The 20,657-nt window shown below is 39.6% G+C and carries 17 protein-coding genes and 1 pseudogene; 2 read left to right on the forward strand and 16 right to left on the reverse strand.

Annotated features, from left to right (window positions below):
• Positions 1 to 28: 28 nt before the first annotated feature.
• Positions 29 to 223, reverse strand: a complete 195-nt coding sequence (locus M948_RS26950; protein ID WP_021289509.1) for a hypothetical protein — start codon at positions 221 to 223, stop codon at positions 29 to 31.
• Positions 224 to 491: 268 nt separating this feature from the next.
• Here M948_RS26950 and M948_RS26955 point away from each other — a divergent pair, with 268 nt between their 5' ends.
• Entirely contained in the window at positions 492 to 1,400 is a 909-nt protein-coding gene (locus M948_RS26955) for an endonuclease/exonuclease/phosphatase family protein (RefSeq protein WP_021289510.1), read from the forward strand.
• Positions 1,401 to 1,458: 58 nt separating this feature from the next.
• Here the strand turns inward: M948_RS26955 and M948_RS26960 are convergent, their stop codons facing one another.
• The 13 genes from M948_RS26960 to M948_RS27015 form a co-directional block, all read right to left on the reverse strand.
• Positions 1,459 to 3,660, reverse strand: a complete 2,202-nt coding sequence (locus M948_RS26960; protein ID WP_021289511.1) for a beta-N-acetylhexosaminidase family protein — start codon at positions 3,658 to 3,660, stop codon at positions 1,459 to 1,461.
• Between the two features lie 160 nt (positions 3,661 to 3,820).
• Entirely contained in the window at positions 3,821 to 5,020 is a 1,200-nt protein-coding gene (locus tag M948_RS26965) for an MFS transporter (RefSeq protein ID WP_021289512.1), read from the reverse strand.
• A 7-nt stretch (positions 5,021 to 5,027) separates the two neighbouring features.
• A complete protein-coding gene (locus tag M948_RS26970) occupies positions 5,028 to 5,459 on the reverse strand; it encodes a MarR family winged helix-turn-helix transcriptional regulator (protein WP_021289513.1) in 432 nt (143 codons plus the stop codon).
• Between the two features lie 245 nt (positions 5,460 to 5,704).
• Complete coding sequence (locus tag M948_RS26975) at positions 5,705 to 6,730, reverse strand: C40 family peptidase (protein WP_369759832.1); 1,026 nt, start codon at positions 6,728 to 6,730, stop codon at positions 5,705 to 5,707.
• A gap of 45 nt (positions 6,731 to 6,775) precedes the next feature.
• Positions 6,776 to 7,846: a dipeptide epimerase gene (locus M948_RS26980; protein WP_021289515.1), complete on the reverse strand. Its 1,071-nt coding sequence runs from the start codon at positions 7,844 to 7,846 to the stop codon at positions 6,776 to 6,778.
• An 81-nt stretch (positions 7,847 to 7,927) separates the two neighbouring features.
• Positions 7,928 to 9,088: a DUF819 family protein gene (locus tag M948_RS26985; protein ID WP_021289516.1), complete on the reverse strand. Its 1,161-nt coding sequence runs from the start codon at positions 9,086 to 9,088 to the stop codon at positions 7,928 to 7,930.
• A gap of 204 nt (positions 9,089 to 9,292) precedes the next feature.
• Positions 9,293 to 9,616 carry a DUF3870 domain-containing protein gene (locus tag M948_RS26990; RefSeq protein WP_021289517.1) on the reverse strand — a complete coding sequence of 108 codons (324 nt, stop codon included), beginning with the start codon at positions 9,614 to 9,616 and terminating at the stop codon, positions 9,293 to 9,295.
• A gap of 228 nt (positions 9,617 to 9,844) precedes the next feature.
• Positions 9,845 to 10,573 carry an HAD-IA family hydrolase gene (locus M948_RS42485; protein WP_021289518.1) on the reverse strand — a complete coding sequence of 243 codons (729 nt, stop codon included), beginning with the start codon at positions 10,571 to 10,573 and terminating at the stop codon, positions 9,845 to 9,847.
• A 352-nt stretch (positions 10,574 to 10,925) separates the two neighbouring features.
• Entirely contained in the window at positions 10,926 to 12,383 is a 1,458-nt protein-coding gene (gene nhaC / locus M948_RS26995; protein WP_021289519.1) for a Na+/H+ antiporter NhaC, read from the reverse strand.
• Between the two features lie 134 nt (positions 12,384 to 12,517).
• Positions 12,518 to 13,168 (reverse strand): GNAT family N-acetyltransferase, encoded by a 651-nt coding sequence (locus M948_RS27000; RefSeq protein WP_021289520.1) that lies wholly within the window; start codon positions 13,166 to 13,168, stop codon positions 12,518 to 12,520.
• 74 nt (positions 13,169 to 13,242) lie between these two features.
• On the reverse strand, positions 13,243 to 14,661 hold the full coding sequence (locus M948_RS27005; RefSeq protein WP_021289521.1) for an NAD-dependent succinate-semialdehyde dehydrogenase: 1,419 nt from the start codon (positions 14,659 to 14,661) through the stop codon (positions 13,243 to 13,245).
• 51 nt (positions 14,662 to 14,712) lie between these two features.
• Positions 14,713 to 15,822, reverse strand: a complete 1,110-nt coding sequence (locus tag M948_RS27010; protein WP_021289522.1) for a C45 family autoproteolytic acyltransferase/hydolase — start codon at positions 15,820 to 15,822, stop codon at positions 14,713 to 14,715.
• A 32-nt stretch (positions 15,823 to 15,854) separates the two neighbouring features.
• Positions 15,855 to 17,216 carry an aminotransferase family protein gene (locus M948_RS27015; RefSeq protein WP_021289523.1) on the reverse strand — a complete coding sequence of 454 codons (1,362 nt, stop codon included), beginning with the start codon at positions 17,214 to 17,216 and terminating at the stop codon, positions 15,855 to 15,857.
• A gap of 400 nt (positions 17,217 to 17,616) precedes the next feature.
• Here M948_RS27015 and M948_RS27020 point away from each other — a divergent pair, with 400 nt between their 5' ends.
• Complete coding sequence (locus tag M948_RS27020) at positions 17,617 to 17,811, forward strand: hypothetical protein (RefSeq protein WP_021289524.1); 195 nt, start codon at positions 17,617 to 17,619, stop codon at positions 17,809 to 17,811.
• 427 nt (positions 17,812 to 18,238) lie between these two features.
• On the opposite strand, the gene M948_RS43955 is transcribed toward M948_RS27020, so the two are convergent.
• Both M948_RS43955 and M948_RS43960 read right to left on the reverse strand, forming a co-directional pair.
• A complete protein-coding gene (locus M948_RS43955; RefSeq protein ID WP_337191356.1) occupies positions 18,239 to 19,198 on the reverse strand; it encodes an amidohydrolase in 960 nt (319 codons plus the stop codon).
• Between the two features lie 5 nt (positions 19,199 to 19,203).
• Positions 19,204 to 19,895 (reverse strand): annotated as a pseudogene (locus tag M948_RS43960) (amidohydrolase family protein).
• Between the last annotated feature and the right edge of the window lie 762 nt (positions 19,896 to 20,657).

The following is a 20,657-nucleotide window of genomic DNA, read 5'->3' on the forward strand; positions in this document are numbered from 1 at the left end:
GGCAACCTTTTTTGTTATATTCATTTTATCATTCTTGCTGTTCTTCTTTTACTTTTTTGATTGTATTCTTTATTGACTTACCAATAACCAATCCAATCAATCCACCGATAACTAATAAGAGAACATTTCCCCAATCCATTGCTTCGCCTTGAAATAAATTGATAATATAAGTTGTTACAATTATTCCTACTATCCATACAAAGATAAATTTAACAAAATACATATCTCTCACCTTTCAAGCTTAATACCAAAGATAAATTTAATACATGAACTCCTTTCACTTTTTTACGATCTTAATTCATCTTCCTAACATTTAGTACGATTTAACAGAAAAACAGTTTCAATAATTTTCCATTTTTTTATTATTGTACGCTTATAAATTAATTTACTACACTTTCAAATAACCTTTATATAAATTAAATCTATTTTAATTAATAGTTAACAATAGATATATATACTTAACCTAGTGAATAACAAAGGAGGAATTTGAGTTGAAAAAAGCATTATATCCTATTTTATTGGTAATGATTGTAATTATGTTGGTAGATAGTACCTTAATAGGACCTTCAAATGTGTTAGCATCTGAAAAATCTGGACAATCCACGAAGGTAGATTTAAAGATTATGACCTATAATTTAAGGTATTTAAATGACAGCGATCCTTCCCCACATACCTGGGAGGAGAGACTCCCTGCCATTAAAAAACTTATTCGTAGAGAAAGACCGGATATCATTGGGACGCAAGAGGTTTTATATCAGCAGCTTACTGATCTTGAACAAAGTCTAAAACATTACGACTGGATTGGTTTGGGACGTGAAGGTGGAAGCAATGGAGAATACGCAGCTATATTTTATGACAAAAAGCAATATTCTCCTATCGAATATGATCACTTCTGGTTATCAGATACACCAGAGGTGATCGGTTCCAAAACTTGGGGGAATAATATTCCACGGATGGTAACTTGGGCAAAATTTGTTGATAAAAAGAGCAAGCAAAGCTTCTATGTGGTCAATACGCATTTCGATCATGAATCTGCAAATGCTAGAGAGAAGAGTGCAGCGTTAATCATGAAGAAAATCAATAATTTTGATGAATCTCTACCTATTTTCTTAACAGGAGATTTTAATACAAGCCCTGATAGCATTCCACACCAGACACTAACAAGTGAGGGAGCATTTAGTGACTTGTGGGATACTGCAAAATTTAGATTTAATGAAAAGCTTGGTACTTTTAATGGATTCGATGATCCAACTGGTGGCGGTCCAGATAATCGAATTGACTGGATACTTGGAAAAGGAAATATTTATACACATAAAATTAAGATTTTCGATGACAGTAAAAATGGACAATTCCCAAGTGATCATTACCCAGTAATGGCGGATGTCATTTTATCCTACTAAACTAGCAAGAGGTGCAGTCCTTGTTTAAAAAGGGACTGCACCTCTCTTTAGCAACAACCTATTTCGGTATCGTAATCATCACTCGATCATCCTTAATCTCAACTTCAGCTCCCATTAATGCATTTTCCCTTAACCAGTCACTCCCATGGATACTAAGAACATAACCGTTATCAGGGATGTCTGAATTATTTCCACCCCTTTTTACCACTTCTCCATCTACAACCGTTACCTCATAACCGTATATATTCGTGCCTGTAGTATCACCATGCTCGGGTGTATATTGGATTAATTGATTAGCACCACGACTTTGATTCACACCATCTAATGGTCTTGAAAGAACATATTCCCCATACAATGCTTGGATTAGAAATGGATCAAATACAAACTCTCCCATTTTTTGAGGAATTTCTTCCAATCTATCTAACAATGATTGTAATTTTTCTCGGTGCTTCGCTGCCTCTTCCTCATTGCCTTCTCTCTCATTTAAAAGTAGATGTACTGCCTCCACACCTGCTTCTCCATACAATGCTAGTTTATCTAAATAGGGACTAATTTCTCCTAAGAATTGCTGATTATTGAGATGATTTCTTAGGTTTTCAGGTGTTGTTTGCAGCTTCTGAAACTCATGTATCAATGTGCTCGCTACTTTACTTATATCTCCGTCTGATTCGTAGACATCCCAAAACCGTTTAATAAGCGGTTTAATCGTAAGTGATTCCTTATCACTAAGGCGAGAGGAATAAGCATTCTCGGCGAAAGTCTTCACATAAGCAGCAGCATCCCCTCCGAAATCCTGAACACTGTTTTCCCAAGATGTCTCTGGGTCATAATGATACGGATTCCACGTATAATCAGCGATCGTATATAGTGGTATTTTGGATGCTTCCGCTTCATTCATCGGATTTGCGATTAATCCAGTGACACCATTTTCTGTTAGATCGCTATCTCTATTAACTAGTGGTCCTAGAAATAAGCGATTACGATCAAAATCATTTACTGGATAGTTGTCCCATAGTAATAGCTCATGACCAAAAATTTCAGATACTTGGCTTGCCCCTTCAGATGTAATTGATTCAGATACAACATTTGGACCTGTCCACATAACAACAATATCTTCATTCGTTAATGCAGCGAATCGTTCCCTGTACGTATTTGTGTGTGTACCGGCATAATCTGTTGGCACCGTTATTAACGCATTGGCACCTTCATGTGTATCAATAAACGCTTCTTCAAAACGATTTAATAAATAAGCTTGAGCAGCTGCAGTTGGATTCGGGTCATCACCGAACATTTCCTTATCCTGATCACAGTGAAGTTCATAACTAATATCATCTAAAAAAATAGCATAGGAACGAACACCTAAATCCCATACCGTTTCCATTTTATTCATAAGCAATTCAAAATCTTCGTCTCCAGAGTAGCATACGGTATTTCCTGGAGATAAGGAAAAGGTAAAATCAACATGATTTTCCTTCGATTGATCCACCAATTCTTGTAGTTCCTTCAACTTCTCTTCTGGATAAGCTTCACGCCAATCTTCTCGATGGTATGGGTCATCCTTCGGAGCATAAATATAAGAATTCAACTTGTTATCTCCATAAAATTCAATTTGACTCAAACGATCTTCATGAGACCATGGAGGTCCATAAAATCCTTCAATGGACCCACGTAACGGCATTTCCGGCCAGTCAATAATTGCTACACTAGGAACCCAATTTCTCCCTGGCCGCTCTTGGATAAGCTGTTCAAATGTTTGTGTTGCATAATACGTGCCTGTTTTGTCTTTCCCTGCTAACACCATTAATTTCTTATCTGCATTTGTAGCAAGGACATAACCGTCATCCTTTATGGTTGTTGGTTGTTTCATATCCAAGTTTTTCAGTATTTGACTCGAGTTTTCATTTTCAGAAGGTCCACCAAGAAAGATGGTTGTTGGTGTATGTGGCTTGTCTCCTATATGTTCTTTTATCACAATACGCTTCACATCATTATTTTTTAATGTTTTCTTCAAATGCTGTAATGCTTTTTCATCTGTATCGTCCCCAACTACGATTCCCACAACCGGCGTCAATGGAAAGCCATTACCTGTTACCTGTAGATGCTGTGGCTTCGGGTTAACGGTTATTTCACTTTCTTCTTCAGCTTGAACAACATTTGACTTGTTAAGCATCATCGACGCGACAACGAACATCATCAGTACAAACATCATCAACCAGTTTTTCCATACACTAGCACTTCTACTTTTCGAATGAGAATACAATTCATCACCTTCCTCCAATATTAAAACGCTTTCATTTATGCTAGCACTCTCTTTATTCTCCTGTCTATGCATCCATGGTTTGATTTTTTACAATTTTCAACATATTATTTCTAAACAATAAGAGACGCCCATGAAGGCGTCTCCCCTGATAAGATAGATCTTACTCCCTTGCAGCTGCAGTATGTGCTTGCAACAGTCCTTTATCCTTTCTACCATGCGCAAAGTAATAGACCATCAAGCCTACGATCACTAGTCCAGTAAGCGTCACATACATTCCCCTGTATCCAGATATCGGAACTAAATAACCTAATACAAAAGGACCAACACCTAAACCAAGGTCCAAACCGATAAAATACGTGGAATTTGCCAATCCCATGCGATGCTTCGGTGTTACTTTTATAGCAAGGGCTTGCGCCGTTGATTGGAAATTACCATAACCAAGCCCTATAATTGCTGCAGCGAGTAGTAGAGCCCAACCTGTTGTTGCCTGACTAAGAACAAGCATTCCAATTGCAAATAAAAGGAGTCCAGGATATGCTACACTGTTTCCTCCCTTACGATCCATTAATGGTCCAGTGATTGGACGTGTTAACAGGATAATAACAGCATATACAAGGAAATAAAAACTACCCGCCTCGACCAAATCGATATCTGCAGCATAACCAGTAATAAATGATAGAATACCAGAATACGCAAAAGCTGCAACAAACATGGCAATGGAAACCGGTAATGCATTTAATTCAAAGAAATTAGACAGCTTGAACCCTTTACTTTCTGTTTCCACAGGTTCTTGCACCATTGGTACTTTCACCATAAGTCCAAGTAGAAAGCTGATAACCGCCATTACGAGTGAAAACACAAAGATACTTGAATACCCACTGGAGGCAACAAGTGCCACGCCAATCAATGGTCCAATTGCTGTTGCTAATACAACACTCATACTGAAATAACCAATTCCCTCCCCATTTCTAGTTGGAGGAATGACCTGTGCAACAATTGTACCTGTTGCCGTTGTCGCCATTCCTAAGCAAATACCTTGTAACAGCCGGAGGATAATTAGTGGGTAGATGCCTATTGGAAAAAAATAAAAAAAGGTCAGAAAAAGAAAAAGCGAACTCCCAATAATTAAGATTTTCTTACTTCCAGTTTCCTGAATCTTTTTCCCCGAAAATAATCGACCAATTAATGAACCAATAACAAAAATACTAGCAACCAATCCACCCAAACTCACAGAAGCGCCATACGTTTCCATAGAGTAGGTTGCCATCGTTACTAATAATAAATACATCGATAGCATTAAAACAAAGTTAACAATCGATACAAACACAAAATCTTTCGTCCATAATTTTTCTTTTGTCAAAAACAGTTCATCCTTTCCGATAATCTGAAATCTTACCTGAAATATGATTTAACAGACGAGCAGCTGCTACTTGTTCTTCTTCAGGTATGTCTTCTAATAAGTACTGTTGAAATTGGCTAATCTTCGCTTGAATTTGATCACAACGTTCCAGTCCTTTCTCTGTTAATTGGATCAACTTCGTTCGTTTATCCGCCCCAGAAATAGACTGAAGATAGTCAAGTTCGATTAAACGTTGCACCATTTTAGTCGTCGTTGGCTTCTCCACTTTCTGATAACTAGCTATATCACTAAGCGTTTGCTCTCCATTGTGTAAAATGAAGTGCATAATCCGCCATTGTGAACTATATAATTGAAATTCTGCCAACTCTTGATTTAATTGGTTTACATACGGTCGATAAGTTAAGTTGTATTCATGAAAAAACTGCTTATAAGGTTTCATTCTTTACCACCTTTACACATTTAATTAGTTAGGCAAACTAACTAACAAATTACTATTATACATAGTAGTTTTGGAAATGTCTATAGCATGGTCGACGTAAATATAAAAAACCCCTCAGCTTCTGCCAAGGGGACGTTCATGCTTCGCTCAGTTCACCGTTCTATTGACTAACCTCATGTAAGAGCAAATATCTTCTTCATCTGCGCGCGTTAAAACAGCTATTACAAAAAAGGGAGTGTCATTGATTATTCTTCAATGTACCTACGAATACCAGAAAGCTCTTCATAATACCCCTCTGTTGTCACTGGTATGATCTCTACATCTTTTTTCGAGTTTGGTGAATGGATCATCATGCCATCGCCAGCATACATGGCAACGTGATGCACACTTCCCTTGCCTTGATCATGAGCAAAAAATAACAGGTCTCCAGGCTGCATATCTTCATACGCTACAGGTTCACCATGTGTTGCTTGGACACTGGAATCACGCGGAATCGTAATTCCATGAGATTGATACATCGTAAAGGTAAATCCAGAACAGTCAAATCCGAAGCCACTCATGCCTGCCCATAAATAATGCAAGCCTAAGAATTGCTTCCCCGTCTCTACCAATGCTTGTCCAGTCGGTGTCGGGATGGCTTCTTGAGATTCAAAGGTTTTCGCATCTGCTTTCTTCACCCACGCATGGCTTCCATTTGGCAGCATCACCCGATATGCATGCTTGGTTTCTCCTAGATAGGGTAAGCGTGTATTGTAGCTGACCTCCATACCCTGATGTCGGAATGATGGGGTATGATATAAATGACTAGTCGGTGCATCTACCATGACAAATGCGTCATCTGCTTCATATGCAAATCTTTTTGAATACGTCAACTGTGAAACTGGCATCCATCCACTATAACCTAATTCCTCTTTCGGCGTAGGTTGTCCATCAACAGCAACCTTTACCCAGTCCCCTTCTTTTTCTAAAATAGTAACCTTATTTCCATACAGTGCCTGGGTCTCCAACATCCCATCACCAGACAGCTGCAATTCTTGTTCATACGTCATATTTTCTTTCCATTTCCAAATATCAACCGGATTACTAGCCGACGGCTGATCGACTTCCCGCAAAATATTCGGACCAGTCCAAAGGGTGGCGACTGCGACTTCCACATAAGCAGTCTCCCCTTCTCCCGCTTCAAATGCTTTCTCCAAAGACTTGTCTGCAGCATGAGATTCAACTGGGCTAACGAGTAAACACCCAATTAGTGCTAACCCTACTATTTTTATCCACTTGATCAACATCGAACATCCTCCTTCTCTGATTCTTTGATTCTATTTTTCTGATTCATTCACTGCACCAATACCGGCACTGGATGATAGATAAAGCTTCTCTCCTTGATAGTCAATCACTTCTGCTTCCTCTACCAGCCATAATGGTGCATCTAAGTCGTAATAAATGACATTCGGATGTGCAGCAGCAAAATGTGCTGCTGCTCCAACGGAAAAGCTGGATTCCATCATGCTTCCTATCATGCATGGCATGCGGTGGACCATTGCTAAATTAGCGATACTTAGCGCATTTTGAATCCCACCACATTTCATTAATTTAATATTTAAAAGATCGGCGTAATGGCCACTGACAATTGTAAATGCATCCTGTGGAGAAAAGACGCTCTCATCTGCCATGATTGGTGTCTGCACATGATCGGTAACAAATTTCAATCCATCCAGATCCTTTGCTTTTACCGGCTGTTCAATAAACTCGATTCCCGCACCGATTTTCTCCATCTTTTGGATTAATTGGACTGCCTGCTTGGGCTGCCAGCCTTGGTTCGCATCAAGCCTAAGCAACACATCAGCAGGGATCGCTTCTCTTATCGCAGTAATCCGTGTAATATCGAGCTCCGGCTTAGCACCAACTTTAATTTTTAAACGGGAATAACCAGCTTCCACCCATTTCTTCGCATCAGCTGCCATCTTCGCTGGGTCATCTACCCCAACGGTCATGGATGTATAAATTGGTTGATGATCCCCTAACAATTGATATAGAGGAATAGCCAGCCATTTGCTGTATGCATCATAAAGTGCCATATCTGCGGCTGCCTTTGCACTCGTATTTCCGACACAACTATTTTGAATTGCGGTAAGCAACGTTTGGAAATGACGAATATCTTGATGAAAGAGCGCCGTTTTAATCGGTCCTTCAAGTGCAGCCTGAATACTCTGCGCCGAATCACCAGTTATCACCCAAGTCGGTGCTGCTTCCCCTTTCCCAATCACGCCATTCGCTAAATGAATCGTTACGGTAATACTTTCAATTTCCGTTGCCGTTCGCAATGCTGTTTTGAACGGGGTATGCAGCGGAATCTCTCGGTATGAAACCTTTATATCCTCTATAAGCAACACGATTTCCTCCTTCTTCCAACCTCGTAATATAGGAATCCACACTTTTATATCTAAAAATCTATTGTCATCTTATGCTCATTAAAGTATTTCGAGAATTTTTCCTACAAACATCCCAAAATACGTACCAAGGAAAGAACCGATCAATGCCATTACAACACCGACTGGAATTAAGCTCCGGCTATAAGCAGCTGCAAGCATTGGTGCTGATGCCATTCCCCCAATATTAGCTAAGCTGGCAATCCCCAGGGTGAATAAATCGTATTTGAACAACTTTCCTAGTAACAGCATAATGACTAAGTGAATCAACATAATTAGGAATCCAGAAATTAAATAAATTGGCGCTTGGGCAATTTGTGAAAAATCGGATTGCGAAGCGATTAAGGCTACGATGATATACAACATCACGTTCGAAACATCTAATGCCCCCGGAATTCTAGACACCCGTGTTTGTCCAAGAATCAACCCTACAACAGAAGCAATTAGAATCGTCCAGGTTGTTGAACTGAACACATCCCCTAATGCTGGTAAATGATTTCCTGCTAACGTTGCGAGTGCAGAGACAAGTAGACCAATTCCAAGTAAGTACATCATATGCTTGAATTCCGTGCCTTGCACATCATTCACGTTGTCAGCATCCTCTGCCAATCCACTGTCCATAATTGTCGTATCTGCTTTCGTCCAACGATTAAATGCACCAGCGAACGGAACCAGCCAGAACATGAACATGACCCACACAGCATAATTAATCGTATCCATCATTAACACATAACCAAAAATATTCTCTGGAACCTGTAGTATGTCTTGCAAAGCAACCATATTGGCACTTCCACCCGTCCAGCTGCCTGCAAGTGCACCAAATGCGCGCCATGTATCCGCTGCATAGAAGTGATTAAATATAAGATATACAATGGCAAAACCAAGAATAATACTGATTACCGCAACAAAATAGCCACCGAGCATGCGCGGTCCAAGTTTGATGATACTGCGAATATCACATTTCAATAGCATAATCATTAGCATCGCTGGAAGCAGCGCATTCTTCACAGTCGAATATGCAGGTGCTGTTGCTTCATTATCAAATAATCCAATTGTTTGTAAAAAGGCAGCCCCAATATAAATTAGTACAATACCTGGAATGAATTTAAAAAAGCGTTTCGAGCTAAATTTATTCTCTATTCCTACCATCAATGCTGCTAACGCTACTAAGACGGCAATATAAACAAAACCATCTGTAATCATGTTGTTTCCCCCTTTATATCAATCAACCTGTCTTACGATTTCTAATCTATTTCATGATTGGAACGAAGCCTCTCCCCCTTTATATATAAAAAGTACTCGCGTATGCTGCAGCTGTAGAATCCCTTATCACACAATCTTAATTATTTTCTGAACAAATAAAAATCCAACCTAACAAGTCATTGTCAGGCTGGATTTCGACTAGGTTTATGTAGTCAAAGCAGCTTTTGCTTGGTTATATTTATATTTCGCGTCTTGATAGGCGACGACCAACGCTTTTTGTGATGAACCATGATATCGCTTGCGAATTGCTTCCTCGATTAACGAATCATCAATCTTCCTTCCAATAAATAAGGATTTGACAAATTGATTCGTTAATTGAATTGTTGAAGAACACTCACAATCGACAATGTCATCGGTGGTCGCATCAATTACCAGTGCCAGAAAAAATTGACTGTACTTTTTCGTAATTGGGTTATTCTGTGGTGCCTTGGCATCCCCAATTACATAGATGGAGCTGTCATTATACAATGAAAGAATCCCCTTTAGGATGCTGCAGATAATATAAGGGAACTACAAGGGAAACTTGCAGTGACTTATACCATGCATACGCTTTCTATTAAATATAGTAACATTATAATATTTTTGAAAATTTACGTCAAATACTCTCAGCAAATTACTTAATTAGATAACTATACCCGCACATAGCTCCATATAGTATGACATAAGAAGTTTTATCTAATATAAACATGCATTAGGTTAATTAGCACGCTGGAACATAGTGATAAGATCATCTAGTGAATGAAGCGTTAGATCGAATTGATCGTTAGGAAGCGGAGTTTCCGTATATTCACGTGGCAAATAAACGGTAAGGAAGCCATGAGTAGCTGCAGCACGTAAATCCCAAGGATGCGCAGAAATAAACAGCGTATGAGCTGGATCGATCCCTAGTAAATCAATGGGCAGTTGATATGCTTCAGGTGTTGGCTTGTACGTTTGCGCAAGTTGAGTTGAAAGTAGGACATGCCAACGTAAAGCGCCGCGAGAACATACCTCCGTGATCTGTGTTAAGCTTGCGTTTGTTAACCCCACTGTTTTAACTAAATTTCCTAGTTCACTTAGCTGCCTTACCGCTTCTGGCCATGGTGTAAAGTACCTTCCAACATTGACTAGGTGTTCGAAGTTGTCACGCGTTAATGAAATTTCTTGTTCTTCCAAAACAGTGGATAGTACTTGGCGTCGAATATCATCTTGAAGCATAAAAGGAACTTCTCCTTTTATAATTTTATCTTGAAACGATTGTTGTCTCTTTTCCCATGTATTGACCACTTCCTGCGCTCGTTCTTCATCAAATCCGCTGCTTAAAAACACGCGTGTTATTTCCTGATTAGTGGTACCAACATAGTCCACAAGCGTTCCAACAATATCGAATATGATTGTATTCACATTATTAAAGGTAGTTTTTTGATTAACGTTATTGATGTCCATCGAAGCATTCCTCCCTCTTTATAAACAAATATTTAAGGAAATTCCGTGTTAACATTAATGATAGCGTTCGAAAAATGTTAATCTTGTTTATCGTGTCCAACAAAAAACAAAAATAATCCCTCATTAGTTCACAAGACCTGTTGAGGGATTATTCCTAATATAGCTCCTTCCCCTCTTGATGGGGTTGGTCTATTGTTACCATTGAATGTTCCAGCATGGAACGGATTTCACTCTTCTATGAACTTTTGTCATTTGCCTGTCACCTATGCATGATTTTCAAACCAATGATTCTGTAATTTATAGCCTAAGAATCATGCCTTTTTATACTACTAAAGCAGTTATCAACCCCAAATCACTTAACATTCTGACTTTTTTCTGTTTGTATATCTGCATCGCTTTTAAAATCCACATGCTGAACAGGATCTGATATATTTGTCAAATATGCTAGTTTGAAATTCGTATAACCATATATCACTGCAATCATTGGACTGATTATATTTAAAAAAGCATACGGAGCATAACTGAATGCGGAAACACCTAACGTAGCAAACATAAACACCCCACACGTATTCCAAGGAACGAGCGGTGAAGTCATGGTACCTGCATCCTCCAATGTTCTCGATAGGTTTTTAGGGTGAAGATTTCTATCTTTATATACCTTCGAATACATCCTTCCTGGAATGATGATAGATAAATATTGATCACAAGCAACAACGTTCGCTGAAATACAAGTCGCAACTGTGGAAGCAATTAAACTTCCTGTTGATTTGGCAATCGAAATGATGGCTTCTACAATTACTTCCAAGCAGCCGGATTTTTCTAATAAACCACCAAACGATAGAGCGATGATAATTAATGTAATAGTATACATCATACTTTCAATCCCGCCATTATTAAGTAGATTATCTACTACTTCGATTCCGACATCTTGTGAAAACCCATAGTACATAACACTTAAAGCATTGCCCGGATCCATTCCCTGAAATAGAATAGCAAATGCCACTCCCAACAAAGAACCGATTGTAAGACCTGGAATTGCCGGCATCTTAAATAACATCATAACGATTACTGCTGCAGGCGGTATAAGCAGCCACGGTGAAATCTCGAATATTCCGCTTAACTGATCTTGTAATGCTTGTACTTGTGCAATACTTGATTGCGTTTCTGAAAATTGAAGGCCTAAAAACGTATAAATGACTAATGCAATCACTAATGCTGGAATCGTCGTATACATCATATGTTTGATATGTTCGAATAACTCCGCTCCTGTAATACCAGGCGCCATATTCGTTGTTTCTGAAAGCGGCGATACTTTATCTCCGAAATATACCCCAGATATAACGGCCCCTGCAACCATTGGTAAATCAACGCCCAGCCCTTGGCCAATCCCCATAATTGCTATACCTATCGTTCCTGCGGCTGTCCATGCATTTCCAGATGCTAAAGCTACAACACAGGAAATTATACATGCAGATGCTAAAAAATAACTCGGTGATAACAGGTCCATACCATAGTAAATCATTGTAGGAACTATACCAGCTGCTATCCATGAACCTATGATCGTCCCAATTATTAATAAAATGACAACCGCTTGTAGAGACAGTCTAATCGTATCTAAAAAACTACTCTCCAATTCTTGCCAAGAATAACCTAAACAAAGGGCAACAATTGCAGCAACAATTCCACTAAACAACAGAGGTATATGAGGATCAAGCTCAAGTATAGATATACCTACGTAAAGCGCAATTATCATGAAGATAATCGGAATCATAGCCACCTTTAATGATGGTCTTTTACCCGTTTTCTTCAAACTAACCCATCCTCCCTCTATTTTTATACTATTGTCCGATCTGTAATTTCACTTGTTATTTTATACTCCTTACAATTTTAAAAAATTGTCTTTTCAGTTAATTATATTTCGTTTGAAACTCATCTTCTTTTTATTTACTTTTCCACGTAGTCGGGATTACTCCATTCCATCGTTGTTGCATACTTCAGTGATTCATGATCATCGGGCAAGTAGTTTGCGACCACCTCATGTAATACAAACCCTTTCTTGGATTGAAAGGTAAGAACAGGATCATATAATTCACCATGAATTACTTTTAATGCATAATCTTTCGCAGACATTTGCTCTGCATATTTATAGTAAAAAGGAATCCGCCCTCCAATGAAGATACTTTTTAGATTAAATTCTTTACAAATGGCTCTTCGGGCATCATACAAACGTTGACCAATTTTCATCCCTCTATAATCAGGGTGAACGCCAACTTCAATTCCATACAGATGTACCCCATGCGGATTATGATTACGAATATACCCTTCATCAGATAATACTTTATAGGAATGGTCCTCATCATAGTCATGGTAGTTAATAATTAAGCTCGATGCATTCCCGACAATTTCACCTTCGTATTCAATACAAATTTGACCTTCAGGAAAAACCTCCAATTGACTTGCAAAATGCTCCCTTTGGAGTGATATATCTGGACCGAAGCACTTATTCGATAATGCTGCGATCTCCTCCAGATCCTCATATCTTATGTTACGAACAATTAATCGCTCATCACGTTCCGTTACTTTTGCCTCATACATGGTTCGACTTCCTCTCTTTTAATTAATTATTATTTCGTGATAGCAGATTCTTCCCATATCTCTAGAAACCACATTCATTTTTCAGCAGTACGAATGGATACAAATTTTTCTTCCATAAACTCATAAAGTCCTGATGTACCGCCTTCCCTGCCAATTCCACTCTCTTTCATTCCTCCAAAAGGTGCATGCGGAACAATCGGTGCTGGGTCGTTAATTCCAACCATTCCATAGTCAAGCTGGTGCATCATCCGTATACTGCGACTTAAATCATTCGTGAAACAGTAGCTCATTAGCCCATATGGGGTATTGTTCGCTCGATCGATCACTTCATTTTCTGTACGAAAAGTAAATATCGGTGCAACTGGGCCAAATGTTTCTTCTTTTGCAATTTTCATATCGTCCGTTGTGTCAGCAAGTACTGTCGGCGCATAAAAATACCCCTTTGTCCCTTTAATCCGCGATCCACCTGTCACTACGCTTGCCCCTGACTCCGTAGCTTTTGTTACTTGATCTTCCACTTTTTCTAATGCTGCAGCATTTATCAATGGACCCATTTCTATATCTTCTTCCATACCATTACCAACTTTCAGTGTATGAACTTCTCTTGCAAGACGATTGCTGAATTCATCCTTTATGGACTCCTGTACGTAAATTCGATTTGTGCTGATACACGTCTGACCAGCATTCTTAAACTTTGTACCGATAACTGAGGCAACAGCATCATCTAAATTAGCATCTTCAAATACAATAAATGGTGCATGGCCTCCTAATTCCATGGATACTTTTTGAACATTCTCTGCAGCGTTACGCATTAATAGCTTTCCGACCTTTGTTGAACCTGTAAATGTAATCTTTTTTACTATTGAATTACTTGTCATTTCACTTCCAATGGAATCCGCGTCTCCAATAACTAGATTCGCAACTCCTTGCGGCAAACCACCACGTTCAAAACACTTGAATACTTCCATTGCACATGCTGGAGTTGATGGGGCTGGCTTCAAAACAGCAGTACATCCTGCAGCCAATGCTGGTCCTAACTTTCGAGTAATCATGGATACCGGGAAATTCCAAGGTGTAATGGCACCAATAACGCCAACAGGCTGACGCAGGACCATTAATTGTTTTTTCGTGTCAAGCGCTGGAAGCACATCCCCATATACGCGTTTCGCCTCTTCTCCATACCATTCGAGGTAAGCAGCGGCGGAAGCCACTTCACGCCGAGCATCAGTAATCGGCTTTCCCATTTCCTTCGTAATGGTCTCTGCGATCTGAGATTGCACTTTCATTATTTCATTGGCAATTTTCACAAGAATTTTACCTCGGTCATTTCCTGACAACATGCGCCATGATTTAAAAGCATGGCGGGCAGCTTGAATCGCCTCTTCCGCTTCTTTTTGCCCACCTACATATACTTCACCCACTTCTTCTTCTGTTGCTGGGTTAATAATAACTTCTTTTTGACTCGTCTCTATCCATTTACCGTTGATATACACCTGACAAATCCTCCTTTATAAAAATAAAAACGATAGTCGAACATCTATAATTTAAACCTGTTTCTCTTTCTCGCGTTTTACCGTATATTTTTGAAAGGGATGGTCTACAGGCATCCCATCACAAATATAAATACGATTCTTCGTTAAATTCATGACAATACCAAAAATTGTCTCCATCCGTCGATGTACCGGAGCCTGCTTGTTTACAAAGTGATTGATCGAGTTTGGTGCATTAAATGTATCGCTAAGCCATATTTTAAACGTTTCTTCTGTAATCTCTGTTTTATTTTGAATCGCTTGAGCAAGCAGCTGCTCCGCTCTACGCTTTCTAATTTCAGAATCACTGTAACGTAAATTATTTCCTTCTCCTACCTGCATTTGGATCTCTTGGGAACATATATGATTGGTGTGTACCCCATGGGATGCTTCTTTATTTGTAATCGCTATTCCAAAGGGAGATACCTCAACATGAAAGGTCATGCCATGATGTGCACCTTCACTATAACCAATCATAAAGTTCGCCGCCGAAGCCATTTGACCTTCTTGGATTTTCCCCATTGCTTCATGAAGGGAAGCAGAATCCAAAATCGAGCGAAGACCTAAGTGAATTGGCACCCCATCAGACTTCTTGCTGGAATGAAGTGCATTTAGTCCAACACCAACTGCGTGTTCATTACAACCAATCTTTCCAATAATGCCACCTTCTGTAACCATAAGGATATTCGGTCTATCTTTCCTCTCGATATTCATCATCAGCAAACTGTCTTTTTGCGTAGCTTTCCAGTCCCAATTTTGCCCGATAATCGTATCGGCAGTTAGTGGACTGCTCGTGCAAATACTTGTACAGCCATCGCTAAATGACGTATGAGCATCGCCAGTAAGTGCAATTTCGCTCCGTGCATTTAGAGCCAAAATATCTTCAAATGCAAGCCCAGACCCTTCAGCAACCCCTTCTATTTCATCAAGCAAAACGGAATCAAAGGCTTCGATTGCGGGAACATGAATCAGCGCACGCTCTCTTACCGTCTTCCAATCAATACCCTGGTACTCATAAAAAAGCCGTTCATACGTTTCCATACTTTTATCGATTTCTTTCTTACCTTGCTCACCATGCTGACGCCCGATTTCCTTCGCAGTCCCCTCAAGATTCAATATTTTCATTATTTACACCCTATTCTATTAAACTAGTTTTTTTACACAGAAAAGTTGGTAAGCGCATCGTCCATAATTGCGACCATACTTTCCACCTCTGACTTACTAATAACTAGAGGAGGCGCCAATGCAATAATTGATTTTCCATCGGCCATTCCGAGTGCTCGTAAAATCAAATGATGTTGAAAACAATCTTCTACATATTGAAGGCCTGCTTTCTTCTCAGCCGCAAAACGTTTGCCAGACGCACTGTTTTCAAAGAGTTCAAATGCTCCCATTAAACCTTTATTACGACAAAGACCTACCGTTTCGTGTTTGTCGTTCAAATAAGCAAGCCCATCATTCAGTACTTTTTCCATTGCTTTCACATGTTTTACAAGATTCATTTCTTCCATAATTTCCATGTTTCGAATACCGACTGCACAAGCCATGGGGTGCCCACTATACGTAAATCCATGAGCCATTACGTTTCCGAATGTGTTGATAACTTCTTTTACGTTGTCATGAATCATCACAGCACCTAATTGTGCATATCCGCTTGTAATCCCTTTAGCAAGTGACATTAGGTCAGGAACCACGTTCCAATGATCTACCGCAAATTTCTCACCCGTCCGACAGAAGCCATTAATAACTTCATCTGCAATTAACAAAATATCAAACTCATCACACAAATCTCGCAGCGCCTTCATATATCCTTCCGGTGGCATATATACCCCGCCGGATCCTTGAATCGGTTCTATAATCAGTCCAGCAATGGTTTCTGCTCCTTCTGTTTCAATGAGATGGCGAGCTGATTTTTCAAAATCAGGATGAGCGCGCTCCCCTTTTTCACATTCTGTTAAATGTGGGGTTGCATGAAGCACATCTACCATTTCAGTACCAGCAAACCGATGGAATCCAGCGATTTTTGTCGCCGTTCCAGCACCAATCGTTACCCCATGGTACCCATTTACAAAGGAAATGAATTTCGTTTTCTTCGGCTGATCTTTTATCTGATAATATAAACGGGCTAATTTGAAGGCGGTATCATTAGATTCCGACCCGCCAGAAGTATAAAACGCCGTATTCAATCCATCTGGAGACCAGTCCGCTAGCTTTTTTGTCAAACGAATAGCTGGTTCATTCGAATAACCGGCAAAAGAGGAGGCAAACGCAATTTTCTCCATTTGTGATTGAGCTGCTTTGCCCAATTCTTTGTTGCCGTGCCCTAAATTTACATTCCACAACATAGAGATGCCGTCAATAAATGATTCACCTTCTGTATTTCTTACATGAATGCCATTCCCGCTTTCAAAAACCATTTTCGGAACCTGCCCCGGAATACTTGTTGGATGCAGATAATGTTGAACGTCCATTTGTTCCAGCTCTTCAGTTAGCTTGCTTTTAACAGGTGCATGTTTCATATATAATTCCTCCATTTCTTTTATGAAAATCAGTCCTTCAACCATATACATGCAAATGTCATGCCAACATTTATGAAATGTTCATCCACCATATTTAAAACGCTTTCAAAACAAGATTATACATTTTGTTTTTTTATGCTTTTGCATTTCACTATTTATTTTTCTAAAATCATAAGCTTTATTTTCTATGCATTTCTGCATAATCTATACATACACGCATACTAAATAAACTATTCTCAATAACCAAAAGACCAAAACCTATACAATCCAAATTTCCATGGATATTTATAAATGAAAAAACATAGGACCAAACATATGAATCGATATTTCTCAGAACAAAGGCGCAAGCGCCCGTTTAGCGACGTACGAACTGCGCCCTGCCAAGCAGGGTGGGTCGGCATTGCCACGCAAAGTGGCGAAATTAGCCGATCATCCTACCGTAGGAGATAAAGGAATCATGCCCCTTCATAGGGGTATGCCGACGTTAGGTGCAAAGCCCGATTTAGTCGGACATCATTCAACTCAATCAATGATGACTTTCGCCACGGGTCCACATTTTATACTTTCTTACCTCAAATTATGCATTTTAGCATAACTCACTAGAACCAGTCTCTTTAAGTACAAGATTCCACTATATGGAAATTATACTTCTTTACTTTTATCCTGTCGTTTTATCGAAATGTCGTCTCTACCCTAAAATAAATAGAACAGCCGCTAAACACTAAGCATCTTGTAACGACCCGTCGAATAAAAAGACACCCTAAAAACACGGATGCCATTGTGGGAGCCAATATAATCCCGGCTCCTTTTATTGTCAAAACTAATTGATAGTATGTCGCCGATTTTTGAAGTTACTGAATACTTTAGGATCTTCCGTGTGAAATAACCCGTCAAAGCCATTTCAGGAAATAGAACCAGTTCTGCCTTCTTTTCCTTCGTTTATTGGATAAAATCAAGCATCTTATTGAAATTCTCTTGTTTATCACATAAAGCCGGTTCGATTTGCGTCAAAAGGATTTTTGTCAATTTGGTTTCCCCTTCCCTTCATCTTCAAATACAACCTTTCCGTCCATAACGGTTAATTTCACCTTGGTCTCTCTGATTTCTTCTACAGGCACATCAAACAAATTTCGATCGAGTACAATAACGTCGGCCAATTTTCCTTTTTCGAGTGTACCCAACTCATTTTCACAGAATCCCCCATAAGCGGAGCCTAATGTATAATTCCGTAACGCCTCAGCCAAGGTGATTTTTTCATTGGGATTCCAGCCTCCCGCCGGATTCCCGTCATTATGAACCCGGGTAACCGCACGGTAAATCTCCGTCATCGGTTCAAGCCCAACAACAGGGAAATCCGTACCAAACGCCATTCGTGCCCCTCTAGCTTGCAATGTCCGAATGGGCCATGTCAAATGTTCACGTTTTTTTCCTAGTCGAACAAGATAGTCATTATCTTTGAATTTTTCAGCCGCTGCCATATGTTCCGGCTGCATGGAAGCGATGATACCTAGTTCTGAAAAACGATCAATATCCTCGGGATGAATGACTTCAATATGCTCTATCGTATGACGAGAATCCCGTACTCCATTGGCTTTCTGCGCTTCTTCAAAGATATCCAATCCCAATCGGACAGCACCGTCACCGCAAGCATGAAAACGGATACGAAAGCCTTCATTATCGGCATCTAGCGCCCATTCTTTCACACGGTCAATCGGAATAAGCGTATCGCCCTGCGTATCCGGCCGGTCTGAATAAGGATCCACAAGATAAGCAGTGTACGTGGTTGGCACTCCGTCCAGAAATTGTTTTAAACCCGAAAACATGAGCTTATCCGATTTGAATTTCTCTCTTAACATCTTGGGTCGTTCCAAATCACCATTTAACGCCGTCAAAAATTGAATGCGAGTCGTTAATTTATCTTTTTTTTCAAACTCATGATAAGAATCAAGATCCCCTAGTTCAAGATTTGGAAGCGGCAGCATGTCACTCACTGTTTTAACCCTAACCTCGACGCACGATCCAAAAACTTTTGAATTAATTCAGTTTGTCGTTCCCTTGGAATGGTACTGAATGCCATGTGTGCCAATCCCATTGCTGTCTCAGATAAAAACCCTGTCGGTCCCCCATTCTCATCTCGTGCAATCTCACCAAATGGCGGATCAGGTGTGTTCCTATCAATACCTGCGAACTCAAGGGCTTTACTATTTAACCATGCCCCGTGACATTCGGCATTAAATAGGAAGACAGGACGATCCGGGATCAGCTGGTCAAGTGTAGAACGATGCGGCAATTTTTTTCATCCCAAAACACATGATACCAGCTAAAACCAATCACCCACGGATCATTCGGTCGACTGTCCGCAAAGGTTTTAACCATTTCCGCCGTTTCTTGTTCTGACTTTGCATCTATCAACCAAACACTGTCCTGCGATAAACTTCCAAGGAACAGATGAAGGTGGAAATCTTGAAAACCAGGCATGATAAGCTGATTCTCATAAACATTGACTTTTGTATTGGGACCAATGTATGATTTAACTTCTTCTTCTGAACCCACCGCAATGATGTGCTTATCTTTAATTGCGACGGAGCCGGAAAACGTAGTATCCTCCAAACCTGTAAATAGTGCATGACTGGACAATACCAAATCAGCTTGTTTAAAAATACTCATAGCTATGGCCATTCCTTTCACTTCGCTTAAGGCACGAAACACTATGAAATAGTACTTGCGCTGAGCGATTTTTCACAATAGCTTTGGGGCGGTATTCCGTTTTTCGAAAAAAATATTCAGTTACATTTCTTCTAAATATAGAACTCCACGTTACAGCATAATCATTGTTAGTATCACCGCATTATCCGCCTTAATGGCAAGATAAAACTATCCGCAAGTTCTTCAAACCGGAAGTAATACTTCTAATCCTAGAACCTCCAACTTTTCAGAATACTTCTTTTTATTATATTATTACTCAACTTTCGCATTAAAAAACAAGATTAACCTCTGTATATGACAAGGCCTTAAAGCAATAAGATACTATCTTTGATATTAGGGTTCTTTAACGTTAGTTAACCGCTGAAAAGGCTATCCTAATAATAGAACAAATCTTTCTAAACACCGCAGATTGAATATACTTCGCTTTCCGTAGGCGAGTGTCGAGACTCCTCGGACTGCCGTCCTGCGGGTCTCGCCGATTTCTTACTTCCCACTGGAGTCTACATATTTTCAATCTGCTAATACTAGTAGTTATTGCCATTATCAGCAACGAATTCTTTTCAGTGACATAGTTGGATTTCTTACAAAAAGCATCAAATGTTGTTAAGCCAATGATTTGATGTTTTAAAAAAACTTGTTGATTTCATTATTCATTTAGCGAGCAAAGCACATGCGATGTTGAACCACTTCATTAGCTTCCTGGAACGAAAGGTGACTGACTCCTACGGGAAAAGC

Source organism: Virgibacillus sp. CM-4, from assembly GCF_000445495.1.
Taxonomy (GTDB): domain Bacteria; phylum Bacillota; class Bacilli; order Bacillales; family Amphibacillaceae; genus Virgibacillus; species Virgibacillus salexigens.

Excerpts from the sequence above, each read along its gene's own strand:
- M948_RS26985 (WP_021289516.1), bottom strand. The coding sequence starts at position 9,088 with ATGATTACAGATGGTTTTGTTTATATTGCCGTCTTAGTAGCGTTAGCA.
- M948_RS27015 (WP_021289523.1), bottom strand. The coding sequence starts at position 17,216 with ATGAAACATGCACCTGTTAAAAGCAAGCTAACTGAAGAGCTGGAACAA.
- M948_RS26970 (WP_021289513.1), bottom strand. The coding sequence starts at position 5,459 with ATGAAACCTTATAAGCAGTTTTTTCATGAATACAACTTAACTTATCGA.
- M948_RS42485 (WP_021289518.1), bottom strand. The coding sequence starts at position 10,573 with ATGGACATCAATAACGTTAATCAAAAAACTACCTTTAATAATGTGAAT.
- M948_RS27010 (WP_021289522.1), bottom strand. The coding sequence starts at position 15,822 with ATGAAAATATTGAATCTTGAGGGGACTGCGAAGGAAATCGGGCGTCAG.
- M948_RS27000 (WP_021289520.1), bottom strand. The coding sequence starts at position 13,168 with ATGTATGAGGCAAAAGTAACGGAACGTGATGAGCGATTAATTGTTCGT.
- M948_RS43955 (WP_337191356.1), bottom strand. The coding sequence starts at position 19,198 with ATGCTGCCGCTTCCAAATCTTGAACTAGGGGATCTTGATTCTTATCAT.
- M948_RS26950 (WP_021289509.1), bottom strand. The coding sequence starts at position 223 with ATGTATTTTGTTAAATTTATCTTTGTATGGATAGTAGGAATAATTGTA.